This is a genomic window from Paraburkholderia sp. J63 (genome assembly GCF_905220245.1).
GTDB lineage: Bacteria > Pseudomonadota > Gammaproteobacteria > Burkholderiales > Burkholderiaceae > Paraburkholderia.
The window spans coordinates 138,804-163,790 of sequence record NZ_CAJMZF010000016.1 but is presented as its reverse complement, the minus strand read 5'-3'; the positions used below and the strand labels follow the sequence as shown (position 1 = coordinate 163,790).

Sequence of the window (24,987 nt, the reverse complement as noted above, 5' to 3'; positions counted from 1 at the left end):
GGGCTTCGCTGCACGAACTGCAGCAAGCGAAGGAGCGGAATTCTAGTCACACGGATGTCATCTGGCAAGGGGTTTTTGGGACCCACCTCTGAACCGCTTCGTATGACCACATAAGCGGCAACCTTCCGAACGACAGCTTTCAGATTGCCTGCCACGAAGTGCGAGGCCTCCGCTCCACACGCCTTCCTTTGGTCGTCCTGTAGGGCAAACCGATGGGCCGCGCGGAACAGACTAGAATATGGGGTTCTCTGCATCCCAACTCACGGATTTATGCGCTCGCGAATCGCCAAACGCCTCCCTCCCGATGCCGACAAGCTCGTCGGCCTGTCGCTCGCCCTGTTCGCCTCGGGCAGCCGCACCGAAGACCGCTTCTGGGAGGCCAAGCTCGACACGCTGCTCGCGAAGGTCGTGCGCAACGGCAACCAGACTACGCTCGACGCCGCGCTCGATCATCTGCAGCAAAACCACCCGGACGCCTATGGTGCGCTCGCCGATATGGCCGAGACCCACAGCGAGTCGTTCCTCGTCGAGCATGACGGCGCGCAATACGAAGCGCTGCTCGTCGCCGCACCGGTGCTGGCCTGGACCCGCTACGTCATTCCGTCAGGCCCGCTGAAGGCGGATGCGTCGGATGCCCTGCGCACCCATCTTCAGGCGCACGTGCTGGCAAACGGCACGCGCGTCGCGATGGCGCCCTATCTCTATAGCATCGACCAACTGCCCCGGCACCATGTCGAAACCTGGCGTCTCGCCCAGCAGCTTTCGCAGGCCGCGCTGAACGGGACCGCGGCCAGGATCAGCGCGGGCGAGCTGCCCGAGACTTCGCCGATCCTCGCCGACCCCCGCTTTCTGCTGGCCGTGGTCGCTGCGCCAGTCGGCACGCCGCTCTTCCGCTGGCAGGAAGAGGAGCACGGTACGCGCATCGAGCGCGGCCAGTGCCTGGAGCAATGGACTACGCAGGGCGGCGCCAATCTCGCCATCGTCATGCCCGGTTGCGAATTCGAATGCCTGCTGCCGGACGCCTATTACTCGGCGTGCCGCGACGCCGACGAGCGAGTGCGCCCGCATACCATCCGCACCGCGGTGCGCTATCTGCTCGACACGATCGGTGCGAGCGCCCAGGATCTGCGCGCCGTTGTCGCGGGCTTCGGCGAGCGACGCATCGACGAATACCGTGTCGGCTTCACGAAACGCGGCAGCAACGACGTCCTGTACGGCGTGGTCTGGCCGCTCTATGGTCGAGAAAACGGCGATGCCGACATCGACGAAGAGCCGTCCGAAGAAAATGTCAGCAACGGGCCCCTGGAAGAGATCGTCGCACTCCTGAAGGAGTCGGGCATCACCGACATCCGCCGCCATGCCGGCCGTTTCGAGCCCGAGTATTGCGACGACTGCGGTGTGCCGCTCTATGCCGACCCACTCGGTGAGATTGTTCACGCTGAAATGCCGGAAGATGCTGAGCCCGTGCAGCCACATTTCCACTAAGCAAAACGGCTTATTCCTACTCCGCCCCGCCTCTGTGCGGGGCTTTTTTTTGCCCTACGTCCTACGCCATCTGGACAGGCCGCCGAGACGCAAGCTTTTTGTCATGATGGTGCCGTTGGCCCGGTTTTAAGCAGCGCATGCAAGGCATGCACCGCACAACATTTCGAGAGGGGCCATTTACGAGGAGGGCTTGGCTATGCGGTTCGCGGTATTCAATCCGGACGCCGAACGGCGCGAGGGGCTCAAGGCGCTGTTACGACAAATCGACCGGCGCGCGCGCTTCAACGACGCGCCGGACTGGCGCAGCGCAGAACGCGCAATGCAACGCTTCACACCGAACCTGCTTGTGATCGACTGGCACGACGGTATCCGTCCGGGCGAACTGCGCAACTTCGCGAATCGGCATCAGACGCTGCCGGTCGCCGTGCTCGTCGATCGCGCCGAGCCGCCCCACGCCGTGCGCGCAGTGCTTTCGGAAGGCGCGCGAGGCATCATCCGGCGCACCACCGATTCGATCCTGATCGTGAAGCTGCTCGAGCTCATCCTGCTCGGCGGCGATCATCTGCCTGCCGACGTCTTCGGTCCTTCGTTCTGTCCGCCGGGCGCGTGGCCGGTGCCCCAGCGGCGCAACGGCAAGAGCGCCGCGCATATCGCCAAGGCACGCCTCAAGGTGAGTCTTTCGCCGCGTCAGGAGCAAATTCTCCGCTGCGTCCACATGGGCAGTACAAACAAGATGATTGCCCGTGCGCTCGGCATCAGCGAAGGCACCGTCAAGGTTCATCTCGCGAGCATCTTCCAGCAACTCGGCGCTCCCAACCGGGCCGCCGCCGTGGCCATCTACAACGGCTTGCTGTCGAATCAATTGCAAGTGCTGCGAACGCGTCGGGACAGCGCGCCGAAACCGGCCTACGGCGAGCATGGCCCGATGCCGCTGCGCACCCGTGCCGAGCGGTCCTTCCGCTATCCGTTGCGACAAGACGACACTGCCGAAGCGCTACCGATCGCCGCCGAGCCCACCGTGCCTTACGGCGGCGCGGCACCCGCCCCGCTAGCGCCACGCTCCGAAGCCGAGTCGAGCAGCGAAGAGCAGGAAGCACCGCCCAGCTGTGCACACGATTTGCGTTCCAACGAGTAATATGAAGCATATGGGGTTCCTGTATACGCCGCTTCCGCTGTGGGTCATCGTCGGTGCATGGATTGCAACCGGGGGCCTGCTCGCGCTCGCGATATGGAACAACCCGTTCAAGCGTCTTCAGGACGCGACGCTCCAGCACGTGTGGCTCGCCATCATCGTGGCCGTCTCCGTGCTGTGGGCGAGCAATGCGTGGCTCGAGGACGGCACCGTGCTGCATCTGCTAGGCGCCACCCTCGTGGTCACGCTATTCGACTGGGGCCTCGCGCTCATCGCCATGGCGGTGGTCGTTGCGCTGGCCGCCGTGGTGTTCGACGCGCCCTGGGACGGCGTCGCACTCACCTTCCTTGTGTTCGGCGCGTTCCCGGTGGCCATATCGGCATTGCTGCAGCGCGCCTGCGCTGCATGGCTGCCCCGCAATCTTTTCATGTTCATCGTCGGCCAGGGTTTCATATCGCCTGCCATCGCGGTATCCGCGGCCGCCTATCTGGCGCTCGGCACTCACGTCGCGCTCAACAGCGGATCGCTGGTTACCGTTCCAGCAGGCTATGCCTTTAGCGTATTTCTGCTGGCGTCCGGCGAGGCCTGGTTCACCGGCATGGCTACGGCGCTGATCGCGGTCTATCGCCCCGCATGGGTCACGACCTATGACGTGCGGCGCTACCGGCTGGGCGGCCCGCGCACCTGAGCGGTTTGTCGCATGCGCAAGGCATGCGGTTGGCGCGCCGTTGACCCATACTCGACCGTTTCCTCGGGCACCAGGCAGCACGCCTGCGCTAGAATGGCCTGGCGCCAAAGCATGCGCGGCCACAAGCCGCAGCTAGCCCGCCAGCCACGCCAGAAAGCCCTTCCCCCAGCCGGCACCACGAAATATTTGTCCAGGACTGGAACTCATCCATGCGGCGCAGCATCTTACGGTGCCTGACGTCTCACCCCTCACCCAGAATAATCAGATGGACCGCAACAACGCATCCCGCCAGTTGCTGACTGTACTTGGCCGACTGGCCGCCTGCGCCGTGAGCCTCACGTTCGTATGCACGCCGCCCGCACTGGCCGATCAGGTCGACCCGATCGCTCAACCGGGAGACATTGCCAGCACGCAAAGCGATCTCGCCAACACCTACGTGACACAGATGCACGCCGATCCGCTGGTCGCCAGTTGCGCCGCGCATGGCAACTTCATCGCCAGTACGTCGAACGCGCTCGATCACGTCGAGTTTCCGCCCAGTTCCTTCGACAGCGCACACGCCACCGTGACGCCCTGGAACGACTCGTTCGACGAAGGCAAGCAGCGCGTGAAGGTGGACACGATCGTAACCGTCGATGGCATCGGCATTCCGAAAGACAGCAGCCACGCCCCCTACGATCTGAAGTTTCGTTGCGGCTACATCGGCCAGCAGATCCTCGCGTTCAGCTGGAACGATCCTGTCCCGCCATTGCGTGCACACAGCGAACCCCGCGCCACTGAAAGCGGCGCCGCGGCCCATGTGAGCGGCAAGCACGGCTCGAAGTCGAAGAAGGCAAGCGGCAAGAAGAAGGCGACGTCGGGCAAATCGAGCCACAAGTCTTCGGCGACGAGCACGAAGCACAGCAGCAAGTCGGCAGCCAAATCGACGACGAAATCGAGCACGAAGTCGACGGCAAAAAAGACCAGCACGAAGAAGAAGTCGACGAAGCAATGACGGCATGATGCCGCCGCGCACCACGCGGCGCAGATGAGAAAAGGGGGACGCGGCTCACACCGCTTCCCCCTTTTCTCATGTCATCGCCGCGATGATCCGCGGCTTTGCGTCAGGCGAACGTTTCGACGTGACGCAAGACGGCCTGCAGCATCGCGGCGCCCAGTGCGGCGCTGCGCTCGCCGTTCCAGCCCACGCGTTCGTCGGGCAGGTTCGCGTTGTCCTTGAACGGCATTTCGAGCGTGAGCGACAGGCAACCGTAGCGGTGCCCGATGTATTTCGACGCGAGCTTGAGCGCGTCTTCGCGATAGCGGCTCGCTTCGTAGCCGTGCTTGTCCTGGAAATCCGGGCTCGCTATCTTGAACGCTTCGATGAACGCCGTCTGCTCGGTACGCTGCTGGTCGGTAAAGCCCGGCAGCATCTCCGAGCCCGCCACGAACACGTACGGCAGCGTCTCGTCGCCGTGAATGTCGAAGAACAGATCGACGCCGGTCTGCTCGATCGCGTCGCGCACGACGAGCACCTCGGGACTGCGCTGCGCATCGGGCTCCATCCATTCGCGGTTCAGGTTCGCGCCCGCCGCGTTGGTGCGCAGGTTGCCGTGCACGCTGCCGTCCGGATTCATGTTCGGCACGATGTGGAAGATGACGCGGTCGAGAAGCTTGCGCGCGACCGGGTCGCCGGCCCAGTCGCCCCAGCCCGCCAGCCGCTTCACGAGCCCTTCGACGAACCACTCGGCCATCGACTCGCCCGGATGCTGGCGTGCGATGATCCAGACCGTCTTCTTGGGCTTGCCCTCGGGCGTGGCGTCGCCGGGCATACCGAGCGAAAGCAGCGTCATCGGCCGCCCCTCGACCGTCTGGCCGAGTTCGCTGAGCGTGGCGTGCGGCAGTTGCTGCAGCGCGCCGAGGAATTCGGAATGGCGCTCCTCGCTATAGGGCTCGAAATACGCGTAATAGATGCTGTCGAAGTCGGGCGTATGGTCGATTGTGAGCGTCTTGCCGTCGTACGAGGTCGGCACGCGGAACCAGTTCACGCGGTCGTAGCTCGCCGCGGCCTGGTAGCCGCGCCAGCCCTCGGGGAATGCGCACGCGGAGGCATTCTCGAACGTCATCACGCAACGCTCGCCGCGCGCGCCCGTGAGGCGGAAGTAGAACCACTGCGCAAAATCCGATTGATTGTCGGCACGCACGCGCAGGCGGATGTCGTCGGCTTGCTCGCACGAGAGCACTTCGATCGCGCCCGCGTCGAACTGGCTGGAAATGGAAATCGTCATGTCGGGGTCCTTCGCTGGGTCAGCAATCAATATGAAGCCATCGCGGCACAATCCTGCTTAATCGGTCAGACGCCGGCGGAATACATAGGTCGAATCGTTCGATGCCTCTGCATCGAATGCGTAGCCCTCGGAATCGAAGGCCTTGAGCGCCTCGGGCTCGGCGATGCGGTTCTCGACCGCATAGCGCGCCATCAGTCCGCGCGCGCGCTTCGCGTGGAAGCTGATGATCTTGTAGCGGCCGCCCTTCCAGTCTTCAAAGACCGGCGTAACGACAGGCGCCGCGAGCTTCTTCGGCTTCACGGCCTTGAAATACTCGGTCGATGCGCAATTCACCAGCACGCGCGCGCCCTTCGTTGCTTTTTCGTGGTTGCGCTCGAGCTGGGCGTTGAGCGCGTGCGTGATGCGCTCGCCCCAGAACGCGTAGAGATCCTTGCCGCGCGCGTTTTCGAAGCGCGTGCCCATTTCCAGCCGATACGGCTGTAGCAGATCGAGCGGACGCAGCACGCCGTACAACCCCGAGAGCACACGCACGTGCTGCTGCGCGTAATCGAGATCGGCGTGACTCAGCGATTTGGCGTCGAAGCCCTCGTACACGTCGCCGTTGAACGCAAGCACGGCCTGCTTCGCATTGGTCTGGCTAAAGTGCTGCGACCAGTCGGCATAGCGCTGGAAGTTCAGCCGCGCGAGCGGGTCCGAGATGCTCATGAGCGTGCCGATCTGCTGCGGCGAAAGACGGCGCAGGCCGTCGATCAGCTCGGCTGCGTCGTCGACGAAATCGGGGATGGTGTGGGTTTCGATGTGCGCCGGGGTGTCATAGTCGAGCGATTTGGCCGGCGACAGAACGATTATCATAGAGGCTTGCAGGCACCAGCGTGCCGATATTCAAAGGCGAAAGCCCGATTGTAGCGAATTCACGAATGACCGGTTTTACGCCCCCAGACAGCGCCCATGCGGATTCCCGCGCGGCGCTCGCGCAAGATGCCCTTCCCGTCGTGCTCGACTCGAACGTGTGGCTCGACATCCTCGTATTCGACGATCCGCATACGCGCCCCATTCGCGCCGCGCTCGAACGCGGCGCGCTCGCGGCGCTGATCGACGCGCGCTGCCACGCCGAGCTCGCCCACGTGCTCGATTACCCGCAATTCCAGGGCCGCGGCACCGACAAGGCGGCTGCGCTCGCCGCGCTGGCGACGCTCGTGCGACAGATCGAACCGCCAGCGCTGCCCGCCGACGCCCGCGCGCTGCCCCAATGCCGCGACCGCGACGACCAGAAGTTTCTGGAGCTCGCGCGTGCCAGCGGCGCTGCATGGCTCGTCTCGAAGGATCGCGCGGTGCTCAAGCTCGCGAAGCGCATCGCGCGCGATTTCGGCTTTCGCATCGGCACGCCGGACGCCTTCGTCGCCGAATGCGGGCTGACCGCTGCCGAGGTCTCGGCGGCCTGAGCCCGATGTGCCATCCGGCCGGTGTCGGTCAGGCACTCCCGGCCCAACCGCGCGCGGCCCCAGCGATTTGCCTACAATCAAGCTTTTCCGTTCCACCGTCCTCCTTCCGCCAGCGCCATGAACGCACCGCATCCCTCGCAAGATCCGTCGCACGCCCCGCTGCTCTCGCCCTCTTTTCCCTCGCGCCTGCCCGACGTCGGCACGACGATCTTCACAGTGATGAGCGCGCTCGCCGCCGAAAAGCGCGCGGTGAACCTGGGCCAGGGCTTCCCCGATTTCGACTGCGATGTGCGCATCGTCGACGCGGTCGCACAGGCCATGCGCGACGGCCACAACCAGTACCCGCCGATGGCCGGCGTTCCCGCGCTGCGCGAGGCCATCGCGGAGAAGATCGAGAGCGTCTACGGCCGCCGCTACGACGCGAATACCGAGATCACCGTGACGGCGGGCGCCACCCAGGCGCTGCTCACGGCCATCCTGTGCACGGTGCATCCCGGCGATGAAGTGATCGTGGTGGAGCCGACCTACGACAGCTATCTGCCGTCGATCGAACTGGCGGGCGGCAAGCCCGTGTTCGTGACGCTCGAAGCGCCCGACTATGCGATTCCGTTCGACCGCCTGGCCGCGGCCATCACGCCGAAGACGCGCCTCATCCTCATCAACACGCCGCACAATCCCACGGGCACGGTCTGGCGCGCCGAGGACATGCGCAAGCTCGAAGAGATCGTGCGCGGCACCAACGTGCTGATCCTCTCCGACGAAGTCTACGAACACATGGTCTATGACGACCAGCCGCACGAGAGCGTCGCGCGCTATCCGGAACTCGCGGCGCGCAGCTTCATCGTCTCGAGCTTCGGCAAGACCTTTCACGTGACGGGCTGGAAGATCGGCTACGTGGCGGCGCCCGCGCCGCTCACGGCCGAATTCCACAAGGTGCACCAGTTCAACGTGTTCACGGTGAACACGCCGATGCAGGTCGGTCTCGCACACTATCTGCGCGATCCCAAGCCGTACCTGGAACTGCCGGCGTTCTATCAAAAGAAGCGCGACTTCTTCCGCGCGGGCCTCGCGAACTCGCGCTTCAAGCTGCTGCCATGCGAAGGCACGTACTTCCAGTGCGTGGATTATTCGGCGATCAGCGACCTGCCCGAAGCCGAATTCTCGAAGTGGCTCACGGCCGAGATCGGTGTGGCGGCCATTCCGGTGTCGGCGTTCTATCACGAGCCGCACGAATCGGGCGTCGTGCGGTTCTGCTTCGCCAAGAAGGAAAGCACGCTCGCGACCGCGCTCGAGCGCCTTGCGCGGCTGTAGACGTTACAGATATTGCATCGTCACGGTCATCGAGGTATTCGCCGGACCCGGCGTGATGGCTGCCGCGGTCTGGTAATAGCGCGCCCGGAACGGAATCGTATAGCTGCCGCCCGTGCTCGTGACATAGCCGCTGAAGGTCTTGACCGTGCTGAGCGGGAACACCGCGCCGTTGCCGTCGAGCAACTGCACGCCGACGCCCGTCGCGGTCGAGCTGCCGTCGAGCGCCACCACGGATTGCCCCGCATTGAGCACGGGCGTTGCCGGATCGATCCGGTAGGTGACGCTCTTCATGCCGGACGGGCAGTTGCTCAGTGCGACGTTGAAGGACGTTGAAGACGAGAAAGTATTGACGCCCTTGAACTCCGATTGGAGGTGGTCGCCAAGCGGCACCGTCACGTCGGGCGTGGTGCATGCCGCAGCCTTCACGGCGATGTCGCTGGCCAGCACCATATCGACCACGTTCAGGCCGCCGATGGCACCGTAAGCGATCACGGTTCCTCCCGGTATGACCGTTCCGGCCGCGAGCGACCCCGTCTTGATCAGGCGGAAAGCATGAGGCGTGTTATACGGCGAACCCGAGCCGCTGTACGGATAAGTGCCATAGGACGTTGCCGGCGTGCCGTTGTAGATCCACTGGAACGCCAGCCCCGTGTCGCTGCCATTGACGTAGATCGGGTACTGGTTCGCGCCGTTGGCAGGCTGCGGTCCGATATTGTTCAGGATGCCCGACGGCGACGACGACGTGCACGTGATGTACGCGTTTCCCGAGGGCGAGACGTTGGGCGACGTGTAGAGCGTGCCGTTGGCCGCGTCGCGACTCACCGTCAACGTGGGCGGCACCGGCATGACGATGGTCTGCTCGCTACCTCCCGAACTGAAATTGCAGCCGGCATAGGCCGGCGCAGCCAGCCCTCCGAGGCACAGCACTCCCGCCAGAACCACCCATTTCCGCAAACCAGACATAGTCCCCCCTCCAGGTGCACCTGGCACTGTTGATTTCCATTTCGCGATGAGGGCGACAAACCTGCAATGCAGAAGCTGGCAAGGCCTGAGTGGGCTTGCCAGCCGGGTCTGAGCACCCTGCCGGGTCCGCTCACGTCTTCGGACGGAGAAATCTCTGAAGGCCCACGAGGCTTTACGCGGGCACTGCCGACAAAACGTTTACAGCCCGCTATCGTACAGCGCGCGAACGCGGCGCCAGGCGACCACCGCTCGGGCGCTCGTGATCTCAATCAACCTCCAATCGAACATTCCTGAACTGGGTGGCTGCCTGGCACGAAACAGTCAAGTCCCTTTAACAATCCAGGCCTTACGGTCGGCGCTCACGCGCGCCGCGGCGGGACGCTCCTCCAGTGTCTTAACGTAGTGCTTCCAGTCAATGCCGGCCTCGCTCAGGAAGTCGCGCCCATAAATTGCCCTGGTCGCCAGCGCCACCAGCGGCAGGCTCGCGTACCCCGCCGCATCGGCCACCGTAAAACGCTCGCCACGCAGATAGGGAGCAAATTTCGCGAGCCGCAGAAAGCCGGCGATATGGTGTACAAGAAGCTTTTCGGTTCGGTCTTTGGTCGCATCGCTGATGGTGCCGCCGAAGAACGCCTGCTTGTACAGATTTCGCGCGGTCAGTTCGAGGTGCACGTCGACGAACGTGATCAGCTCACGCTCCTTCGCCGCTTCCCACGGATCGGCGGAGAAAATCCCCTTATCGGGAAAACGCGCGGCCAGATACTCGACGATCACCTGCGATTCGCACAGGTCGCCGTGCTCCGTTTCCAGATACGGAACCTTGCCGAGCGGTGAATGCGCGAGAAACTCGGGCGACTGGCCCGGTTTCACCTCGACCTCCTCGAACGGAATGCCATACTCGAGCAGCACGAACTTGACCTTGTTGTAGTAGTTCGACAGCGCAAAACCATGCAGCTTGATCATTCTCATTAGCTCCTTGCGAGCGGCGGTGTCCGCAATGAACCCACCCAACCGCTATCGTGAGTTATCGTGAAATTGTACGACCGTGCTATTCTAGGCCAATCATGGAGCCAGGCTTCCAATGACTTCACATCATTTCAATATTGAGACAATCGGCATCGTCGGCACCGGCGCGATGGGCCGCGGCATCGCCCAGATCGCCGCGCAGGCGGGCCTCGCGGTGCGCCTCTACGATACCAATGCGCAGGCGGTCGCCGCCGCGAGCGCGTACCTCGCCGACACCTTCGCGAAGCTCGCCGCAAAAGGCAAGCTCAGCGAGACCGACGCCCAGGCCGCGCTCGAACGCGTGACGGGCGTGAATACGATCGACGGCCTGGCGGGCTGCGACCTCGTCGTCGAAGCGATCGTCGAGAATCTCGACGCCAAGCGCATCCTGTTTCGCGAACTCGAAACCGTGGTGAGCGGCAAGTGCGTGCTCGCCTCGAATACCTCGTCGCTGTCGATCACGGCAATCGCCGCCGCGTGCACCGATCCCTCGCGCGTCGCGGGCTACCACTTCTTCAACCCCGTGCCGCTGATGAAGGTGGTCGAGGTGATCGACGGCCTGCGCAGCGATCCCGCCGCCGGCGACGCGCTCATGGCGCTCGCGCGCCGCATCGGCCACACGCCCGTGCGCGCGAAGGACATGCCGGGCTTCATCGTCAACCACGCGGGCCGCGGCATGAACACCGAAGGCCTGCGCGTGGCCGGCGAAGGCGTGGCGAGCTTCGCCGAGATCGACCGCATCATGCGCGAGCAGGCGGGCTTTCGGCTCGGCCCGTTCGAGCTGCTGGACCTGACCGCGCTCGACGTCTCGCATCCCGTGATGGAGTCGATCTATCACCAGTTCTATGAGGAGCCGCGCTTCACGCCCTCGCCCATTACCGCCGTGCGGCTCGCGGGCGGGCTCGTGGGCCGCAAGGTGGGCGAGGGCTTCTATCGCTACGTCGAGGGCAAGCAGCAGACGCCCGAAGAACCCGCCGCGCCCACCACGCTGCCCGCACGCGTCTGGGTGAGCCGCCGCCACGCCGCGGCGCGCGATGCCGTGCTCGCGCTGGCCGCCCAGGCGGGCGTCGCCATCGACGAAGGCGACGCGCCCGGCGCCGATTCGCTCATCGTGGTGACGCCGCTGGGTCTCGACGCCACCACGGCCGCGCTCGAAGAGCAGCTCGACGCGAGCCGCGTGGTCGCCATCGATACGCTGTTTCCGCTCGCGGGCGCGAAGCGCCGCACGCTGATGACGACGCCGGCCACCACGCGCGCCGCCCGCGACGCGGGCCACGCGCTCTTCGCCGCCGATGGCGTGCCGGTCACCGTGATCCGCGATTCCACGGGCTTCGTCGCGCAGCGCATCGTCGCGACGATCGTGAACATAGGCTGCGACATCGCGCAGAAGCAGATCGCCTCGCCGCGCGACATCGATCTGGCCGTCACGCTCGGCCTCGGCTATCCGCACGGGCCGCTCGCGCTAGGCGACGCACTCGGCGCGCGCACGATCCTCACGATCCTGCGCAACATCCACGCCGTGCTCGGCGACCCGCGCTATCGCCCGTCGCCATGGCTTGCGCGCCGCGCGCAACTCGGCCTCTCCCTCACGCAACCCGACGCAGCAGACATCCACGCAACAGACGAGGCAACGCAATGAGCGCCGAACTCCGCAGCACCCGCCCGCACGACCACGAATCGACGCTCGTACTGACGCTGTCGAACCCCGGCGCACGCAACGCGCTGCACCCCGACATGTACGCCGCCGCCATCGAGGCATTCGATGCCGCCGAGCGCGACCCCTCGCTGCGCGCGATCGTCCTCACGGGCGCCGACAACTTCTTCTGCGCGGGCGGCAACCTGAACCGTCTGCTCGAAAACCGCGCCAAGGACCCATCGGTGCAGGGGGCCAGCATCGACATGCTCGCGCAATGGACCACGGCGATGCGTCAGTCGAGCAAGCTCGTGATCGCCGCCGTCGAAGGCGCCGCCGCGGGCGCGGGCTTCTCGCTCGCGCTCGCCGCCGACCTGCTGGTCGCCGCCGAGGACGCGAAATTCGTCATGGCGTACTCGCGCGTGGGCCTCACGCCCGATGGCGGCGGCTCGTGGTTCCTCTCGCGCTCGCTGCCGCGCGCGCTCGCCTTCGAGCTGATGATCGAAGGCAAGCCGATCGGCGCGCCGCGCCTCGCCGACCTCGGCGTCGTGAACCGCGTCGCCAAACCGCAGACGGCGCTCGATACGGCGCTCGCCTGGGCCGACGATCTCGGCAAGATCTCGCCGAACGCGGCCGCGCGCATCAAGGGGCTGACGAACGCCGCGCTCACGCAATCGCTCGACGACCAGCTCATCGCCGAACGCGAAAGCTTCGTGACCTCGCTCCATCATCGCGACGGGCTCGAAGGCATCACCGCGTTCCTCGAAAAGCGTCAGCCGGTCTACAAATGATGAGCGAATTCACCTTGCCCTCGCGCCGGCGCATCTATCTGATGCGTCACGGCGACGTCACCTACTTCGACGATTCGGGGCGCACCATCGACCCCGAGACCGTGCCGCTCAACGAAAACGGCCGTGCCCAGGCCACGGCCGCGGGCGAAGCCTTCGCGCAGCAAGGCGTGCGCTTCGACCGCGTGATCGTGAGCGGCCTGCGGCGCACGGTCGAGACCGCGCAGCGCGTGCTGGCCGCCACCGGCCAGCGCATCGAGCTCGACATACAACCGGCGTGGGAAGAAATTCGCGGCGGCCGCCCCGGCTCGATTCCGCCCGAGCAAGTCGAAGACGCGTTCCTGCGCGTCTTCGACGGCGTCGTGCCCGAAACGACGCGCTTTCTCGGCGGCGAGACCATCGGCGATCTGCTCGACCGCACGCTGCCCGCGCTCGCCGCGCTGCGCGCCGACACCTCATGGGACACGGCGCTGCTGGTCCTGCACGGCGGCGTGAACCGCGCGATCCTCTCGCACGCGATCACCGCGGGCGGCCGCGCGTTCTTCGGCCACCTCGCGCAGTCCACGGGCTGCATCAACGCGCTCGACGTGGGCGCGGCGCCCCACGACTGGGTCGTGCGCATGCTCAATTACGCGCCGCCCTCGCCGCTGCACCGCGACGTGCGCAATACGACGATGGAGATGCTGTACGCGCAATATCTGCGCTATCGCCCGCAGCGCTAGCCCGCGCAACGCCAATACAGCAGGGAGACGAACATGGCGCAAGCCACCCCAGAGGGAGACAAAACGAACGCCGATCGCTCGACCGATTTTTCGGCGTTCGAAGGCACGCGCCCCGTCGCCGAGCGTCAGCGCTTCGACACCGGGGCGCTCGCCGCGTGGCTTGCCGCGCATGTCGACGGCTTCGCGGGACCGCTCACGGTCGAGCAGTTCGCGGGCGGCCAGTCGAATCCCACCTTCAAGCTGATCACGCCAAAGCGCAGCTACGTGATGCGCGCGAAGCCCGGCCCGAAGGCGAAGCTGCTGCCATCGGCGCACGCGATCGAGCGCGAGTATCGCGTGATGGCCGCGCTCGGCGCCACCGACGTGCCCGTCGCCCGGATGCTCGCGCTCTGCGAGGACGAAGCCGTGATCGGCCGCGCGTTCTACGTGATGGAGTTCGTCGAGGGCCGCGTGCTCTGGGATCAGGCGCTGCCCGGCATGACGCGCGAAGAGCGTGGCGCGATCTACGACGAAATGAACCGCGTGATCGCCGCGCTTCACAACGTGAGACCCGACGCCATCGGCCTCGCCGATTACGGCAAGCCCGGCAATTACTTCGCACGCCAGATCGACCGCTGGAGCCGCCAGTATCAGGCCTCCGAAACGGAGTCGATCGACGCGATGAACCGCCTGATCGAATGGCTGCCGCAGCACCTGCCCGACGAGTCCGATGGTAGTGGCTCGCGCGTCTCGATCGTGCACGGTGATTACCGGCTCGACAACCTGATCTTCCACCCCACCGAGCCGCGCGTGCTCGCGGTGCTCGACTGGGAGCTCTCGACGCTCGGCGATCCGCTCGCCGATTTTTCGTACCACTGCATGGCCTGGCACGTCGAGCCGGGCCAGTTCCGCGGCATCGGCGGGCTCGACTGGAAAGCGCTCGGCATTCCCGACGAGCAGCACTATGTGCAGCGCTATGGCGAGCGCACGGGCCTCGAGATCCGCGGCGACTGGAACTTCTATCTCGCGTACAACATGTTCCGCATCGCGGCCATCTTGCAGGGCATCATGAAACGCGTGGTCGAGGGCACCGCCGCGAGCGCTCAGGCCACCGATGCGGGGCGGCGCGCGAAGCCGATGGCCGGGCTCGCATGGCAGTACGCGCAAAAGGTGCGCTAGCGCCGCATCGCATCGCATCGCATCGCATCGCATCGACATTCCATCAGCACGCGATCCTTACGCAGTGCTCTTTATTGGCGAGGTCCTGGATGAATTTCGACTACACCCCGAAAGTGCAGGCGCTGCGCGAGAAACTGCTCGCGTTCTTCGACGAGCACATCTACCCGAACGAGACCGTCTATCACGAGGAAGTCGAGCGTAATCGCGCGAGCGGCAATGCCTGGGTGCCGACCCAGATCGTCGAGCAACTCAAGGTGAAAGCGCACGAGGCGGGCCTCTGGAACCTCTTCCTGCCCGATTCGGCGCGCGGCGCGGGGCTCACCAACCTCGAATACGCGCCGCTGTGCGAGATCATGGGCCGCGTGATCTGGGCGCCCGAAGTGTTCAACTGCAGCGCGCCCGACACCGGCAACATGGAAACCATCGAGCGCTACGGCACCGAAGAACACAAGCGCCAGTGGCTCGCGCCGCTGCTCGAAGGCCAGATCCGCTCGGCCTTCCTGATGACGGAGCCCGAGGTCGCTTCGTCGGATGCGACCAACATCCAGACGCGCATCGAACGTGACGGCGACGACTACGTGATCAACGGCACCAAGTGGTGGTCGTCGGGCGCGGGCGATCCGCGCTGCGCGGTCTATATCGTGATGGGCAAGACCGACCCCGATGCGCCGCGCCATACGCAGCAGTCGATGATCCTCGTGCCCGCCGACGCCGCCGGCATCACGGTCAAGCGCCCGCTCACGGTGTTCGGCTACGACGACGCGCCGCACGGCCACATGGAGATCGAGCTCGAAAACGTGCGCGTGCCGGCGGCGAATATCCTGCTCGGCGAAGGACGCGGCTTCGAGATCGCCCAGGGGCGACTCGGGCCGGGCCGCATCCACCATTGCATGCGCCTGATCGGCCTCGCCGAGCGTGCGCTCGAATTCATGTCGAAGCGCGCGCTCTCGCGCACGGCATTCGGCAAGACCCTCGCGCAGCAGACGGTCACGCAGGAGCGCATCGCCGAGGCGCGCTGCATGATCGAGCAAGCGCGCCTGCTCACGCTCAAGACCGCGTACATGATGGACACCGTCGGCAACAAGGGCGCGCGCGGCGAAATCGCGATGATCAAGGTGGTCGCGCCGAACATGGCCTGCCAGGTGATCGACTGGGCGATCCAGGTGCACGGCGGCGGCGGCGTGAGCGGCGACTTTCCGCTCGCCTATGCCTACGCGCAGGCGCGCACGCTGCGCTTCGCCGACGGCCCCGACGAGGTCCATCGCAACGCCATCGCCAAGCTCGAACTCGCGCGCTATGTGGATCCGGCGGCGGCCTCGCGCGTGGAGATGCCGATCACGCGTTCGTAGGCGACTCGCCGATTCCGCGCTCATCGTGGGCCATTGCAGCACCGTCGCAAGCCCAGACGAGCCAAGCCCACAAGCGCAGCAGGGGCGCTCGTGGGCCTTCTGCGCCGCCCGGCGATCTATGCTAATTTGCGCCAGTTCAGGCGCCGTGGACCACCTGGTGGCGCCTTTATCAAAGCAGGCGCCAAGGAGCCACGATGATCGACGTCTACAGCTGGGCCACGCCCAACGGCCACAAAGTCCATATCATGCTCGAGGAGACGGGCCTCGAGTACCGCGTGCATCCCATCGATATCGGGGCCGGCGACCAGTTCAAGGCCGAGTTCCTCGAAATCAGCCCGAACAACAAGATTCCGGCCATCACGGATTCCGAAGGCCCCGCGCGCGCCGACGGCAAGCCGTTCTCGCTGTTCGAATCGGGCGCGATCCTGATCTATCTGGCCGCGAAGACCGGCAAGTTCATGCCCGAAGACCTCGCGGCGCGCTACGACGTGCTGCAGTGGGTGATGTTCCAGATGGGCGGCCTCGGCCCGATGCTCGGCCAGGCGCACCATTTCCGCATCTACGCGCCCGAGAAGATCGAGTACGCCGTGAACCGCTACACGAACGAGGCGAAGCGCCTCTACAACGTGATGGAGACGCAGCTCGAAAAGACCGAGTACCTGGCCGGCGACGACTACACCATCGCCGATATTGCCGCGTTTCCGTGGACGCGCTCGTGGCAGAACCAGGGCGTCGATCTCGACGCGCTGCCCAACGTGAAGCGCTGGCACGAAGCGATCGCGGCGCGCCCGGCGGTCAAGCGCGGCGTCGAGGTGCTGGCGAACGCCCGCAAGCCGCTCATGGACGACAAGGCGAAGGAGATACTGTTCGGCGCGACGCAGTACGAGAAGCACGGCTCGAAGGCGGCCTGACGATCGACGCAAAACCGACGCCAAGCCGACACCAGCCAGAACGAACGAGGGGCGTCCGGCTCAAGGCCGGACGCCCCTCTCGCATGCTGAACGCGCCAGGGCGCGCGAACGTTCTAACGCTTAGAAAAAGCGTTCAGAAGTAGTGCCGCGAAATGAATTCGGCCACGCATGCGGGCCGCTCGCTGCCCTCGCATTCGATGGCGATGTTCCAGACGACCTGCGCGCCGCCGCCCTCCACGTCGCTGACCTCCTTCACGCCGATGCGCGCCCGCACCCGCGCGCCCACGAGCACCGGCGAGGTGAAGCGCACGCGGTTGAGCCCGTAATTCACGCCCATGCGCTGGCGCATCGCCACGGTCTCCGCGAGCAGCGCCGGCACGAGCGAGAGCGTGAGAAAGCCGTGCGCGATCGGGCCGCCGAACGGCGACTCGCGGCGCGCACGCTCCGCATCGACGTGTATCCATTGATGATCGCCGGTCGCGTCGGCGAAACCGAGCACGCTCGCCTCGCTCACCGCGTGCCAGTCGCTCAAGAACGGCTCGGCGCCCACGAGCGCGCGCAAGCCGGCGACGTCGGCAATTTCCACCGCCGTCACCGCGCTCATGACCCGGCTCCCGGCTGGCGCAACCCAAATAGCGCCTTCGAGCTCACCGTCACCACGGTCTCGCCATGCTGATTGCGGCCTTCCCAGCGCGTCTCGACGATACCGCGATCGGGCTTGCTCTCCGAAACGCGCTTGCTCACGACGTGGTTGGTCATCGTGAGCGTATCGCCGACGCGCACCGGCTTGATCCAGCGAATCCCGTCGATGCCGGGCGAGCCCATCGACGTCGAGCCCTCCAGGAAATTGCGCACGAGCATGCCCATCATGACCGAGCACGTGTGCCAGCCGCTCGCGACGAGGCCGCCGAAATGCGACGCCTCGCCGGCCGCCTCGCTCAGATGAAACGGCTGCGGATCGTACTGCTGCGCGAACTGGACGATCTCTTCGCGCCCGAACGTGTGCGAGCCGACTTCATACGACTTGCCCACTTCGAGATCTTCGTAACTGACTCCCATCAATGCCTCTCCGTTTCGAATGGCTTCACAACGCGCTTCACGACACGCCTGCCGGCACGCGCTTCAGGCAGCCGCCTGCGCAAATCCCGGCAGCGACGCAAAACGTTCGAGATGGTGATCGACGTCGCCGAGCGTGGTCTCGATGATCGCGAGACGCTTGAACAGATGCGCCGCCGCGACCTCGTTGGTCACGCCCATGCCGCCATGCAATTGCACCGCCTGCTGGCCCACGTAGCGCGCCGCCTGGCCCACCCGCACCTTCGCCGCCGAAATTGCATGGCGGCGCTCGTCGGGCGAAGCGCTACTGTAGCGCGCGGCCGCGAGGTAGGTGAGCGAGCGCGCCTGCTCGCCGTGAATCAGCATCTCGGCCATGCGGTGCTGGAGCGCCTGGAAGCGTGCGATCGGCACGCCGAACTGCTGGCGCGTGTTCGTGTACTCGACGGTCGCGTGATTGAGCGCGTCGATGGCGCCCACCGCTTCCGCGCACAGCAGGAAGGTGGCGTAATCGGCGATTCGCTCCCACGTGGCCGCGCCCGCGTCGCCCAGACGGCGTGCGCTCGCGCCGTCGAACCTGAGCGCGGCGGCGCGCTGGCCGTCGATCGTGCGGTAGTCGCTCACCTCGACGCCCTTCGCATCGCGCGCCACCACGAACAGCGCGACTTCGCCCGCGAGGCGCGCCGGCACGATCCAGTAATCGGCTTGCGCGCCGTGCTGGACGACCGACTTGCTGCCCGTGAGCGCGAAGCCATCGCCGGTTTCCTTCGCGAGCGTCTCGAGCGCGAACAGGTCGTAGCGCGCGCCGGGCTCGTGAAATGCCGCGGCGAGCTTGATCTCGCCTGCCGCCACGCGCTCCAGCAGTTGCGCGTTTTGCCCATCGTCCGCGCCCGCGAGCTTGAGCGCCTCGACGCCTACCGCGCTCGCCCAGTACGGCTCGACCACGAGCGTGCGGCCCAGCTCCTGCATGACCACAAGCATGTCGAACGGCGAGCCGTCGAAACCGCCCTGTTCCGCCGGCACCGGCAGCGCCGTGAGCCCGAGTTCGACGAACGCCGTCCAGTGCGCGGCCGAGACGCCCTCGGGCGTCTTCACGATCGCCTGCCGCGCTTCGAAGCCGTAATTCTTGTCGAGATAGCGACGCAGCGCGTCGGCAAGTTGCTGTTGCTCTTCGGTGAAATTGAAGTCCATTGCGCCGCTCCTCAAATCCCCAGAATCATCTGCGCGATGATGTTCTTCTGGATTTCGTTCGACCCGCCGTAAATCGACGTCTTGCGATAGTTGAAGTAGTAGGCCGCGAGCGGCGCTGCGTCGTCGTCGCCGCCGGCCGCATGGGCGTGCTCGCCTTCGAGGAACGCCGGATCGAACGGCGCGGCGAGCGGCCCGACCGCGTCGACCATCAGCTCGGTGAGCGCCTGCTGGATTTCGGTGCCCTTGATCTTGAGCATCGACGCCTCAGGCCCGGGGCCGCGGCCATGGCCGCTGCTCGCGATCACACGCTCGGCCGTCACTTCGAGCGCCATCAGCTCGATCTCGACGGCGGCCACGCGCGCCGCGAAAACCGGATCGTGCAACAGCGGCTTGCCGTGCTTCTTCTGCGCGAGCGCGACGTGCTTGAGGAACGCGAGCTCGCGCTTGGACGCGCCCACGCGCGCAATGCCCGTGCGCTCGTGGCCGAGCAGATATTTCGCGTAGGTCCAGCCGCGGTTCTCCTCGCCGACGAGATTCTCGACGGGGACCCTCACGTCCTCGAAGAACACTTCGTTGACCTCGTGGTCTTCGTCGAGCGTGATGATCGGGCGCACGGTGATACCGGGCGTCTTCATGTCGATGAGCAGGAACGAGATGCCCTCCTGCTTCTTCGCGGCGGGGTCGGTGCGCACGAGGCAGAACATCATGTCGGCGTACTGGCCGAGCGTGGTCCAGGTCTTCTGGCCGTTCACGACGTAGTGGTCACCCTCGCGCACTGCGCGCGTGCGCAGCGAGGCCAGATCCGAGCCCGAGCCCGGCTCCGAATAGCCCTGGCACCACCAGTCTTCGCCCGAGAGGATACGCGGCAGGTAGCGGCGCTTTTGGGCCTCGTTGCCGTACTTCATGAGCACGGGCGCGACCATCGAGACGCCAAACGGCAGAACGGGCGGCGCGCCGATGCGGCCGCACTCCTCGTCCCAGATGTGGCGCTGCGTCTCGCTCCAGCCCGGTCCGCCGTACTCGGCGGACCACGCGGGCGTGGACCAGCCGCGCTGGCCGAGCAGCTTGTGCCAGCCGGCGATGTCGTCGCGACTCAGGCGTTTGTGGTTGAGAACCTTCTCGCGCACGGCTTGAGGCAGATTGGCCTCAAGCCAGGTGCGGACTTCGGCGCGGAACGCGTCGTCGGTGGGGGTGTAATCGAGATCCATGCGGGTTGTCTCCTGGCCGCGGCTGGTGGGGCATGCACCCCAAGCCACGGCGAAGACCCGCATGACCTTATTGCAGCGGATCCTTCAACGCGGCCGGAACCGGCAGCGGCATCACATCGATGCCTTCTTCGACGAGAGCTTGCGCATCTTCCGCGGATGCCACCCCGCGGATGTTGCGCGCCGGCGCTTCGTTGTAATGAATGCGCCGCGCCTCCTCGGCGAAACGGTCGCCTACGTTCTCCGTCTTCTCCAGGACCTCGCGCATCACGCGCATGGCATGCGCCTGCCATTGCGCCGCTACGTGTGCCGCCTGCCCGGCCTGTGACGCCTGGCCGGCAGCGGACGGCGCCGCGCTCGCGCCCGACAGATTCAGTCGGGGCGCGGACGGCACGCGGCTCACGTTGGTGGCGCTGCACATCGGACATTCGACCAGCTTGCGCGAAAGCTGCGACTCGAAGTCGTCAGCGGAAGCGAACCAGCCTTCAAACCGATGGCCGTCTGGGCACTGTAAATCGAGGACCTTCATGGGAATCGAGGCTTGCGTTGAGTGTAGCGCAAAACGGAAATTTGTGAACGACCGTTCGTAAAATTTTCGATGGGCTCGGCGGATCGTATCGAACATCATCGCAGCACCGGACGGCCGGCTAGCCGGTGGTCGATTGTAGCGCCGCGCGCGGCGGCCCGCTCGACACAAACATGCCGCGCTCAAGTGAATACGGCGGCCACGCGCCCGAGAGCGCCTTTTCGAGCCAGAAGGTGCCGATGATCGTCTTCACGTCGGTGATCTTGCCCGTGCGCACCCATTCGAGCAGCTCGGGCAGCGTCGCCGTAAACGTTTCGAGGAATTCGCCTTCGTCGAGCTTCGCCTCGCCCTCGATCAGGCCGCGCGCCAGATAGATGTCGATGAATTCGGTCGAGTACGAGATCACCGGGTGGATCTGCGCGAGATAGACGTACTCGCGCGCCTCATAGCCCGTCTCTTCCTTCAGCTCGCGGATCGCGCAGGCGAGCGCGCCTTCCTGCGGATCGAGCTTGCCCGCCGGAAATTCGGTCATCACGCGCGAGAGCGGATAGCGGTATTGGCGCTCCATCAGCACGCGGCCGTCGTCGAAGAGCGGGATCACCATCACGGCGCCCGGATGCTGGACGTATTCGCGCGTCGCGTGCTTGCCGTCCGGCAACGCGACCGTGTCGCACTTGAGCGTCAGGAATTTGCCCGCGTGGAGCGTCGTGCTTTCCACACACGTCTCGGCGAGCGCCGGGTCGTGTTTTTGATGTTCAGCAGCCATGTTCAACCTCTGGGAAGCGCCTCTACGGAGAAGTCGTGGGAATCCGCGATGCGATCGAATGGCGTACGCCCCGTCAAGAACGAGGCGTACGCATCACGCCGGACGGCGTTTGACGAGATATTGCCAGGTGAAGCCAGGAAACGCGAACACGACAAAGAGACTGAACGTGATGGCGTAGAACTGCCAGCCCTGGTCAAAGCGGTTGCCGGCACGCGCCTCCAGCATGAAGCCGAACGCGCCGACCACAAAATACAGCACGATCATTTCGGCAATGCGAATCCACGCGCTCTTCTTCGGTGCGCGCAGCGGCACGATACCGAGCAGCCGTTGATTGGCAAACGGCAGGTTGGCGCCCGCGAGCGCCAACAACACAATAAACCACCCTGCTGACGACATCAGAGCGGCAGCGTATGCGAAACGGCCTGCAGGCACAGCGACATCAGCGGCCCGGGAATGATGCCGAGCACCAGCACGGCCACGCCGTTGACGGTCAGCAGCGCGCGATTGAATGCGTGGCCCTCGATCGGCGCGGTATCCGTGGGCGCGTCGAAGTACATCAGCTTGACGATGCGCAGGTAGTAGAACGCGCCGAACAGCGACGTAATGACCGCGAGCACGGCAAGCCACGTGAGGCCGGCGTTCATGGTCGCTTCGAGCACGGCGAGCTTCGCGTAGAAACCGACCGTCGGCGGGATGCCGGCGAGCGAGAACATCATGAGCATCATGACGAACGCGAACACCGGGCTGCGCTGGTTCAGGCCCTTGAAGTCGTCGAGCGTTTCCGCCTCGAAGTCGCGACGGGCGAGCAGCATGACGATACCGAACGTGCCGAGCGTCGTGATCAGATAGATGATGCTGTAGAACATGGCCGAGCTGTACGCGCTGGCCGCGCCGGTCGCCTTGTTGTCGACGATGCCGGCCAGGAGGCCCAGCAGCACGAAGCCCATGTTCGAGATGGCCGAGTACGCGAGCATGCGCTTGACGTTGCGCTGGACGATACCCGTGATGTTGCCGACGATCATCGAAAGCGCGGCCAGGATGATCAGCATTTCCTGCCAGTCCACGGCCAGCGGCAGCAGACCCATGACGAGGAAGCGCACGGCCCACGCGAACGCCGCGACCTTCGGGCCACCGCCGGTGAGCAGCGTCATGGCCGTGGGCGCGCCTTGATAGACGTCGGGCACCCACATGTGGAACGGCACCGCGCCCATCTTGAACGCCACGCCGGCGACGATGAACACCACGCCGAACAGCAGAACGATGTCGTTGACGTGGCCCGAGGCAACCACCTTGAACACGTCGCCCAGATCGAGCGAGCCGGTCGCGCCGTACAGCATCGAGATGCCGTAGAGCAGGAAGCCCGATGCGAGCGCGCCCAGCACGTAGTACTTCATGGCCGCTTCGTTCGACTGCGTCGCGTCGCGGCGCAGCGCGATGACCGCGTAGAGCGAGAGCGACATCAGCTCGAGGCCGAGGTACAGCGTGAGGAAGTTGTTACCCGAGATCATCACGATCTGGCCGAGCAACGAGAACAGGCCAAGCAGGAAGAACTCGCCCCGGAACATGTCGCGGTCTTCGAGATACTTGCGCGAGTACACGATCGTGACCGCGTAGCCGAGCGTGACCACCGACTTCATGGCACTCGCGAACGCGTCCACCACGTACATCCGCGTGAAGTAGTAGTACACGTGCGGATCGAACGCGTTCACCGCGAACCAGATGCCGGCGATGACGGTCGTCAGCAGCGCGATGAAATAGGTCGTGCGCCGGCCCGAAGGACCGGTGAACGTATCGTTGAGCCACGCAACGATGACACCGGCCATCACCAGCGCATCAGGTAGCAGAGCGTTCATAGGGGCGTTTGGCATGATCTTTTGTTCCTCCGCTCGGTATTACTGTGACAGCGGCAGCTTCGACACTGCGACGTGGGAGAGGAGGTTTTCCACGGAAACGTGCATCACATCGGTAAAGGGCTTCGGGTAGATGCCCATGAGAAGCGTAAGCAGCGCGAGCACCGCAAGAATGAAGTATTCGCGGCAGCTGATGTCCTTCAGCTCGCGAACATGATCGTTCGCGATGGCGCCGAAGTACACGCGCTTGTACATCCACAACGTATAGGCCGCGCCCAGGATCAGCGTGAACGCCGCCCCGAAAGCGATCCAGAAGTTGAACTTCACTGCCGCCAGAATCACCATGAATTCGCCGACGAATCCCGAGGTGCCCGGCAGGCCGCAGTTGGCCATCGCGAACAGCATGGCCAGCGCCGCGAACTTCGGCATCGTGTTGACGACGCCGCCATAATCGGCGATGTCGCGCGTGTGCATGCGGTCATACAGCACGCCGATGCACAGGAACATGGCGCCCGAGACAAAGCCGTGCGAGATCATCTGGATGATCGCGCCTTCCATCGCGAGCTGGCTCGACGGGCCGAACATAAAGAAGCCGAGCGTGACGAAGCCCATGTGGGCGATCGACGAGTACGCGACCAGCTTCTTCATGTCCGCCTGCACCATCGCCACGAGGCCGATGTAGATCACGGCGATCAACGACAGCGTGATGATGACCGGCGCCAGGTAGTGACTCGCGTCCGGCGTGACCGGCAGCGAGAAACGCAGGAAACCGTACGCGCCGAGCTTGAGCATGATGGCGGCCAGCACCACCGAGCCGCCCGTGGGCGCTTCGACGTGCGCGTCCGGCAACCACGTGTGGACCGGCCACATCGGCACCTTGACCGCGAACGCGAAGAAGAACGCGATGAACAGCAGGATCTGCGGCGTCATCGCAAGCTTGGCGGCCTGCCAGGTGGCGAGGTCGAACGTACCGGTTTCGCGGTAGAGGTACAGCAACGCGATCAGCATCAACAGCGAGCCGGCCAGCGTATAGAGAAAGAACTTGAACGCCGCATACACGCGGTTCGGGCCGCCCCACACGCCGATGATGATGTACATCGGAATGAGCGTGGCTTCGAAGAACACGTAGAACAGCAGGCCGTCGGCGGCGCAGAAGACACCGATCATCAGACCCGACAGGATGAGGAACGCCGAGTAGTATTGCGCGACGTTCTTCTGGATGACCTGCCAGCCCGCGATCACGACGATCACGGTGATGAGCGCCGTGAGCACCACGAGCCACAGCGAGATGCCGTCGACGCCCAGGTGATACGAAATATTGAACCGCTCGATCCAGACCGACTTCTCCTCGAACTGGAGCGCAGCCGTGGAGGTGTCGAAGCCCGAAACGAGCGGAAGGGTGACGAGGAAACTTAGCACCGAACCGATGAGCGCGATCCAGCGGTCCGCGCTCGAGCTCCGCAGGGAACCCACTACAAGAACGATGATGCCAAAAACGATAGGCATCCAGATCGCAATACTGAGAATCGGAGTTGCGTGCAT

General features: G+C 65.0%; 25 protein-coding genes. 12 read left to right on the top strand and 13 right to left on the bottom strand.

Annotated elements, in window-relative coordinates; all coding sequences use genetic code 11:
• Positions 1 to 270: 270 nt before the first annotated feature.
• The 4 genes from U5775_RS19240 to U5775_RS19225 all read left to right on the top strand — a co-directional run bounded on the left by U5775_RS19240 (position 271) and on the right by U5775_RS19225 (position 4,299).
• Entirely contained in the window at positions 271 to 1,485 is a 1,215-nt protein-coding gene (locus U5775_RS19240) for a DUF2863 family protein (RefSeq protein WP_322059668.1), read from the top strand.
• Positions 1,486 to 1,681: 196 nt separating this feature from the next.
• Positions 1,682 to 2,620, top strand: coding sequence for a response regulator transcription factor (locus U5775_RS19235; RefSeq protein WP_322059667.1), 939 nt, complete (start codon positions 1,682 to 1,684; stop codon positions 2,618 to 2,620).
• A gap of 10 nt (positions 2,621 to 2,630) precedes the next feature.
• Entirely contained in the window at positions 2,631 to 3,305 is a 675-nt protein-coding gene (locus tag U5775_RS19230) for an energy-coupling factor ABC transporter permease (protein WP_322059684.1), read from the top strand.
• A 265-nt stretch (positions 3,306 to 3,570) separates the two neighbouring features.
• On the top strand, positions 3,571 to 4,299 hold the full coding sequence (locus tag U5775_RS19225) for a BspC domain-containing protein (protein ID WP_322059666.1): 729 nt from the start codon (positions 3,571 to 3,573) through the stop codon (positions 4,297 to 4,299).
• Positions 4,300 to 4,408: 109 nt separating this feature from the next.
• Here the strand turns inward: U5775_RS19225 and U5775_RS19220 are convergent, their stop codons facing one another.
• Together U5775_RS19220 and yaaA are read right to left on the bottom strand one after the other, a co-directional pair.
• The gene (locus tag U5775_RS19220; RefSeq protein ID WP_322059665.1) at positions 4,409 to 5,572 is read right to left on the bottom strand and encodes a M14-type cytosolic carboxypeptidase; all 1,164 of its coding nucleotides are present in this window, start codon (positions 5,570 to 5,572) and stop codon (positions 4,409 to 4,411) included.
• 57 nt (positions 5,573 to 5,629) lie between these two features.
• Positions 5,630 to 6,424 carry a peroxide stress protein YaaA gene (gene yaaA, locus U5775_RS19215; RefSeq protein WP_322059664.1) on the bottom strand — a complete coding sequence of 265 codons (795 nt, stop codon included), beginning with the start codon at positions 6,422 to 6,424 and terminating at the stop codon, positions 5,630 to 5,632.
• A gap of 65 nt (positions 6,425 to 6,489) precedes the next feature.
• Between yaaA and U5775_RS19210 the strand changes: the two genes are divergently transcribed.
• Both U5775_RS19210 and U5775_RS19205 read left to right on the top strand, forming a co-directional pair.
• Positions 6,490 to 7,014, top strand: coding sequence for a putative toxin-antitoxin system toxin component, PIN family (locus tag U5775_RS19210; protein ID WP_322059663.1), 525 nt, complete (start codon positions 6,490 to 6,492; stop codon positions 7,012 to 7,014).
• Between the two features lie 117 nt (positions 7,015 to 7,131).
• Entirely contained in the window at positions 7,132 to 8,325 is a 1,194-nt protein-coding gene (locus tag U5775_RS19205; protein ID WP_322059662.1) for a pyridoxal phosphate-dependent aminotransferase, read from the top strand.
• A 3-nt stretch (positions 8,326 to 8,328) separates the two neighbouring features.
• On the opposite strand, the gene U5775_RS19200 is transcribed toward U5775_RS19205, so the two are convergent.
• Positions 8,329 to 9,288, bottom strand: a complete 960-nt coding sequence (locus U5775_RS19200; RefSeq protein WP_322059661.1) for a fimbrial protein — start codon at positions 9,286 to 9,288, stop codon at positions 8,329 to 8,331.
• 321 nt (positions 9,289 to 9,609) lie between these two features.
• On the bottom strand, positions 9,610 to 10,251 hold the full coding sequence (locus tag U5775_RS19195) for a glutathione S-transferase (RefSeq protein WP_322059660.1): 642 nt from the start codon (positions 10,249 to 10,251) through the stop codon (positions 9,610 to 9,612).
• A gap of 118 nt (positions 10,252 to 10,369) precedes the next feature.
• Here U5775_RS19195 and U5775_RS19190 point away from each other — a divergent pair, with 118 nt between their 5' ends.
• The 6 genes from U5775_RS19190 (at position 10,370) to U5775_RS19165 (ending at position 16,854) form a co-directional block, all read left to right on the top strand.
• Entirely contained in the window at positions 10,370 to 11,932 is a 1,563-nt protein-coding gene (locus U5775_RS19190; RefSeq protein WP_322059659.1) for a 3-hydroxyacyl-CoA dehydrogenase, read from the top strand.
• The gene (locus tag U5775_RS19185; RefSeq protein WP_322059658.1) at positions 11,929 to 12,717 is read left to right on the top strand and encodes an oxepin-CoA hydrolase, alternative type; all 789 of its coding nucleotides are present in this window, start codon (positions 11,929 to 11,931) and stop codon (positions 12,715 to 12,717) included. Before U5775_RS19190 ends, U5775_RS19185 begins: the two co-directional genes overlap by 4 nt.
• Entirely contained in the window at positions 12,717 to 13,436 is a 720-nt protein-coding gene (locus U5775_RS19180; RefSeq protein ID WP_322059683.1) for a histidine phosphatase family protein, read from the top strand. Before U5775_RS19185 ends, U5775_RS19180 begins: the two co-directional genes overlap by 1 nt.
• 33 nt (positions 13,437 to 13,469) lie before the next feature.
• Positions 13,470 to 14,594, top strand: a complete 1,125-nt coding sequence (locus U5775_RS19175) for a phosphotransferase (protein ID WP_322059657.1) — start codon at positions 13,470 to 13,472, stop codon at positions 14,592 to 14,594.
• Positions 14,595 to 14,683: 89 nt separating this feature from the next.
• Complete coding sequence (locus U5775_RS19170) at positions 14,684 to 15,943, top strand: acyl-CoA dehydrogenase family protein (protein WP_322059656.1); 1,260 nt, start codon at positions 14,684 to 14,686, stop codon at positions 15,941 to 15,943.
• Positions 15,944 to 16,137: 194 nt separating this feature from the next.
• Positions 16,138 to 16,854: a glutathione binding-like protein gene (locus U5775_RS19165; protein ID WP_322059655.1), complete on the top strand. Its 717-nt coding sequence runs from the start codon at positions 16,138 to 16,140 to the stop codon at positions 16,852 to 16,854.
• Positions 16,855 to 16,987: 133 nt separating this feature from the next.
• Here the strand turns inward: U5775_RS19165 and U5775_RS19160 are convergent, their stop codons facing one another.
• The 9 genes from U5775_RS19160 to U5775_RS19120 form a co-directional block, all read right to left on the bottom strand.
• On the bottom strand, positions 16,988 to 17,458 hold the full coding sequence (locus U5775_RS19160; protein WP_322059654.1) for a MaoC family dehydratase: 471 nt from the start codon (positions 17,456 to 17,458) through the stop codon (positions 16,988 to 16,990).
• Positions 17,455 to 17,913 carry a MaoC family dehydratase gene (locus U5775_RS19155; RefSeq protein ID WP_322059653.1) on the bottom strand — a complete coding sequence of 153 codons (459 nt, stop codon included), beginning with the start codon at positions 17,911 to 17,913 and terminating at the stop codon, positions 17,455 to 17,457. Before U5775_RS19155 ends, U5775_RS19160 begins: the two co-directional genes overlap by 4 nt.
• Before the next feature lie 63 nt (positions 17,914 to 17,976).
• Complete coding sequence (locus U5775_RS19150; protein WP_322059652.1) at positions 17,977 to 19,098, bottom strand: acyl-CoA dehydrogenase; 1,122 nt, start codon at positions 19,096 to 19,098, stop codon at positions 17,977 to 17,979.
• Between the two features lie 11 nt (positions 19,099 to 19,109).
• Positions 19,110 to 20,306, bottom strand: coding sequence for an acyl-CoA dehydrogenase family protein (locus tag U5775_RS19145; protein ID WP_322059651.1), 1,197 nt, complete (start codon positions 20,304 to 20,306; stop codon positions 19,110 to 19,112).
• A gap of 67 nt (positions 20,307 to 20,373) precedes the next feature.
• A complete protein-coding gene (locus U5775_RS19140; protein WP_322059650.1) occupies positions 20,374 to 20,832 on the bottom strand; it encodes a DUF1178 family protein in 459 nt (152 codons plus the stop codon).
• 118 nt (positions 20,833 to 20,950) lie between these two features.
• Positions 20,951 to 21,595 (bottom strand): NUDIX hydrolase, encoded by a 645-nt coding sequence (locus tag U5775_RS19135; protein WP_322059649.1) that lies wholly within the window; start codon positions 21,593 to 21,595, stop codon positions 20,951 to 20,953.
• 93 nt (positions 21,596 to 21,688) lie between these two features.
• A complete protein-coding gene (locus tag U5775_RS19130) occupies positions 21,689 to 21,991 on the bottom strand; it encodes a DUF2818 family protein (protein ID WP_322059682.1) in 303 nt (100 codons plus the stop codon).
• Positions 21,991 to 23,463, bottom strand: coding sequence for an NADH-quinone oxidoreductase subunit NuoN (nuoN, locus tag U5775_RS19125; protein WP_322059648.1), 1,473 nt, complete (start codon positions 23,461 to 23,463; stop codon positions 21,991 to 21,993). Before nuoN ends, U5775_RS19130 begins: the two co-directional genes overlap by 1 nt.
• A 24-nt stretch (positions 23,464 to 23,487) precedes the next feature.
• Positions 23,488 to 24,987 carry an NADH-quinone oxidoreductase subunit M gene (locus U5775_RS19120; RefSeq protein ID WP_322059647.1) on the bottom strand — a complete coding sequence of 500 codons (1,500 nt, stop codon included), beginning with the start codon at positions 24,985 to 24,987 and terminating at the stop codon, positions 23,488 to 23,490.

Bases quoted from the DNA above. Each gene is read 5' to 3' on its own strand.
- U5775_RS19240 (WP_322059668.1), top strand. From the start codon at position 271: ATGCGCTCGCGAATCGCCAAACGCCTCCCTCCCGATGCCGACAAGCTC.
- U5775_RS19235 (WP_322059667.1), top strand. From the start codon at position 1,682: ATGCGGTTCGCGGTATTCAATCCGGACGCCGAACGGCGCGAGGGGCTC.
- U5775_RS19230 (WP_322059684.1), top strand. From the start codon at position 2,631: ATGGGGTTCCTGTATACGCCGCTTCCGCTGTGGGTCATCGTCGGTGCA.
- U5775_RS19225 (WP_322059666.1), top strand. From the start codon at position 3,571: ATGGACCGCAACAACGCATCCCGCCAGTTGCTGACTGTACTTGGCCGA.
- U5775_RS19220 (WP_322059665.1), bottom strand. From the start codon at position 5,572: ATGACGATTTCCATTTCCAGCCAGTTCGACGCGGGCGCGATCGAAGTG.
- yaaA (WP_322059664.1), bottom strand. From the start codon at position 6,424: ATGATAATCGTTCTGTCGCCGGCCAAATCGCTCGACTATGACACCCCG.
- U5775_RS19210 (WP_322059663.1), top strand. From the start codon at position 6,490: ATGACCGGTTTTACGCCCCCAGACAGCGCCCATGCGGATTCCCGCGCG.
- U5775_RS19205 (WP_322059662.1), top strand. From the start codon at position 7,132: ATGAACGCACCGCATCCCTCGCAAGATCCGTCGCACGCCCCGCTGCTC.
- U5775_RS19200 (WP_322059661.1), bottom strand. From the start codon at position 9,288: ATGTCTGGTTTGCGGAAATGGGTGGTTCTGGCGGGAGTGCTGTGCCTC.
- U5775_RS19195 (WP_322059660.1), bottom strand. From the start codon at position 10,251: ATGATCAAGCTGCATGGTTTTGCGCTGTCGAACTACTACAACAAGGTC.
- U5775_RS19190 (WP_322059659.1), top strand. From the start codon at position 10,370: ATGACTTCACATCATTTCAATATTGAGACAATCGGCATCGTCGGCACC.
- U5775_RS19185 (WP_322059658.1), top strand. From the start codon at position 11,929: ATGAGCGCCGAACTCCGCAGCACCCGCCCGCACGACCACGAATCGACG.
- U5775_RS19180 (WP_322059683.1), top strand. From the start codon at position 12,717: ATGAGCGAATTCACCTTGCCCTCGCGCCGGCGCATCTATCTGATGCGT.
- U5775_RS19175 (WP_322059657.1), top strand. From the start codon at position 13,470: ATGGCGCAAGCCACCCCAGAGGGAGACAAAACGAACGCCGATCGCTCG.
- U5775_RS19170 (WP_322059656.1), top strand. From the start codon at position 14,684: ATGAATTTCGACTACACCCCGAAAGTGCAGGCGCTGCGCGAGAAACTG.
- U5775_RS19165 (WP_322059655.1), top strand. From the start codon at position 16,138: ATGATCGACGTCTACAGCTGGGCCACGCCCAACGGCCACAAAGTCCAT.
- U5775_RS19160 (WP_322059654.1), bottom strand. From the start codon at position 17,458: ATGAGCGCGGTGACGGCGGTGGAAATTGCCGACGTCGCCGGCTTGCGC.
- U5775_RS19155 (WP_322059653.1), bottom strand. From the start codon at position 17,913: ATGGGAGTCAGTTACGAAGATCTCGAAGTGGGCAAGTCGTATGAAGTC.
- U5775_RS19150 (WP_322059652.1), bottom strand. From the start codon at position 19,098: ATGGACTTCAATTTCACCGAAGAGCAACAGCAACTTGCCGACGCGCTG.
- U5775_RS19145 (WP_322059651.1), bottom strand. From the start codon at position 20,306: ATGGATCTCGATTACACCCCCACCGACGACGCGTTCCGCGCCGAAGTC.
- U5775_RS19140 (WP_322059650.1), bottom strand. From the start codon at position 20,832: ATGAAGGTCCTCGATTTACAGTGCCCAGACGGCCATCGGTTTGAAGGC.
- U5775_RS19135 (WP_322059649.1), bottom strand. From the start codon at position 21,595: ATGGCTGCTGAACATCAAAAACACGACCCGGCGCTCGCCGAGACGTGT.
- U5775_RS19130 (WP_322059682.1), bottom strand. From the start codon at position 21,991: ATGTCGTCAGCAGGGTGGTTTATTGTGTTGTTGGCGCTCGCGGGCGCC.
- nuoN (WP_322059648.1), bottom strand. From the start codon at position 23,463: ATGCCAAACGCCCCTATGAACGCTCTGCTACCTGATGCGCTGGTGATG.
- U5775_RS19120 (WP_322059647.1), bottom strand. From the start codon at position 24,987: ATGCACGCAACTCCGATTCTCAGTATTGCGATCTGGATGCCTATCGTT.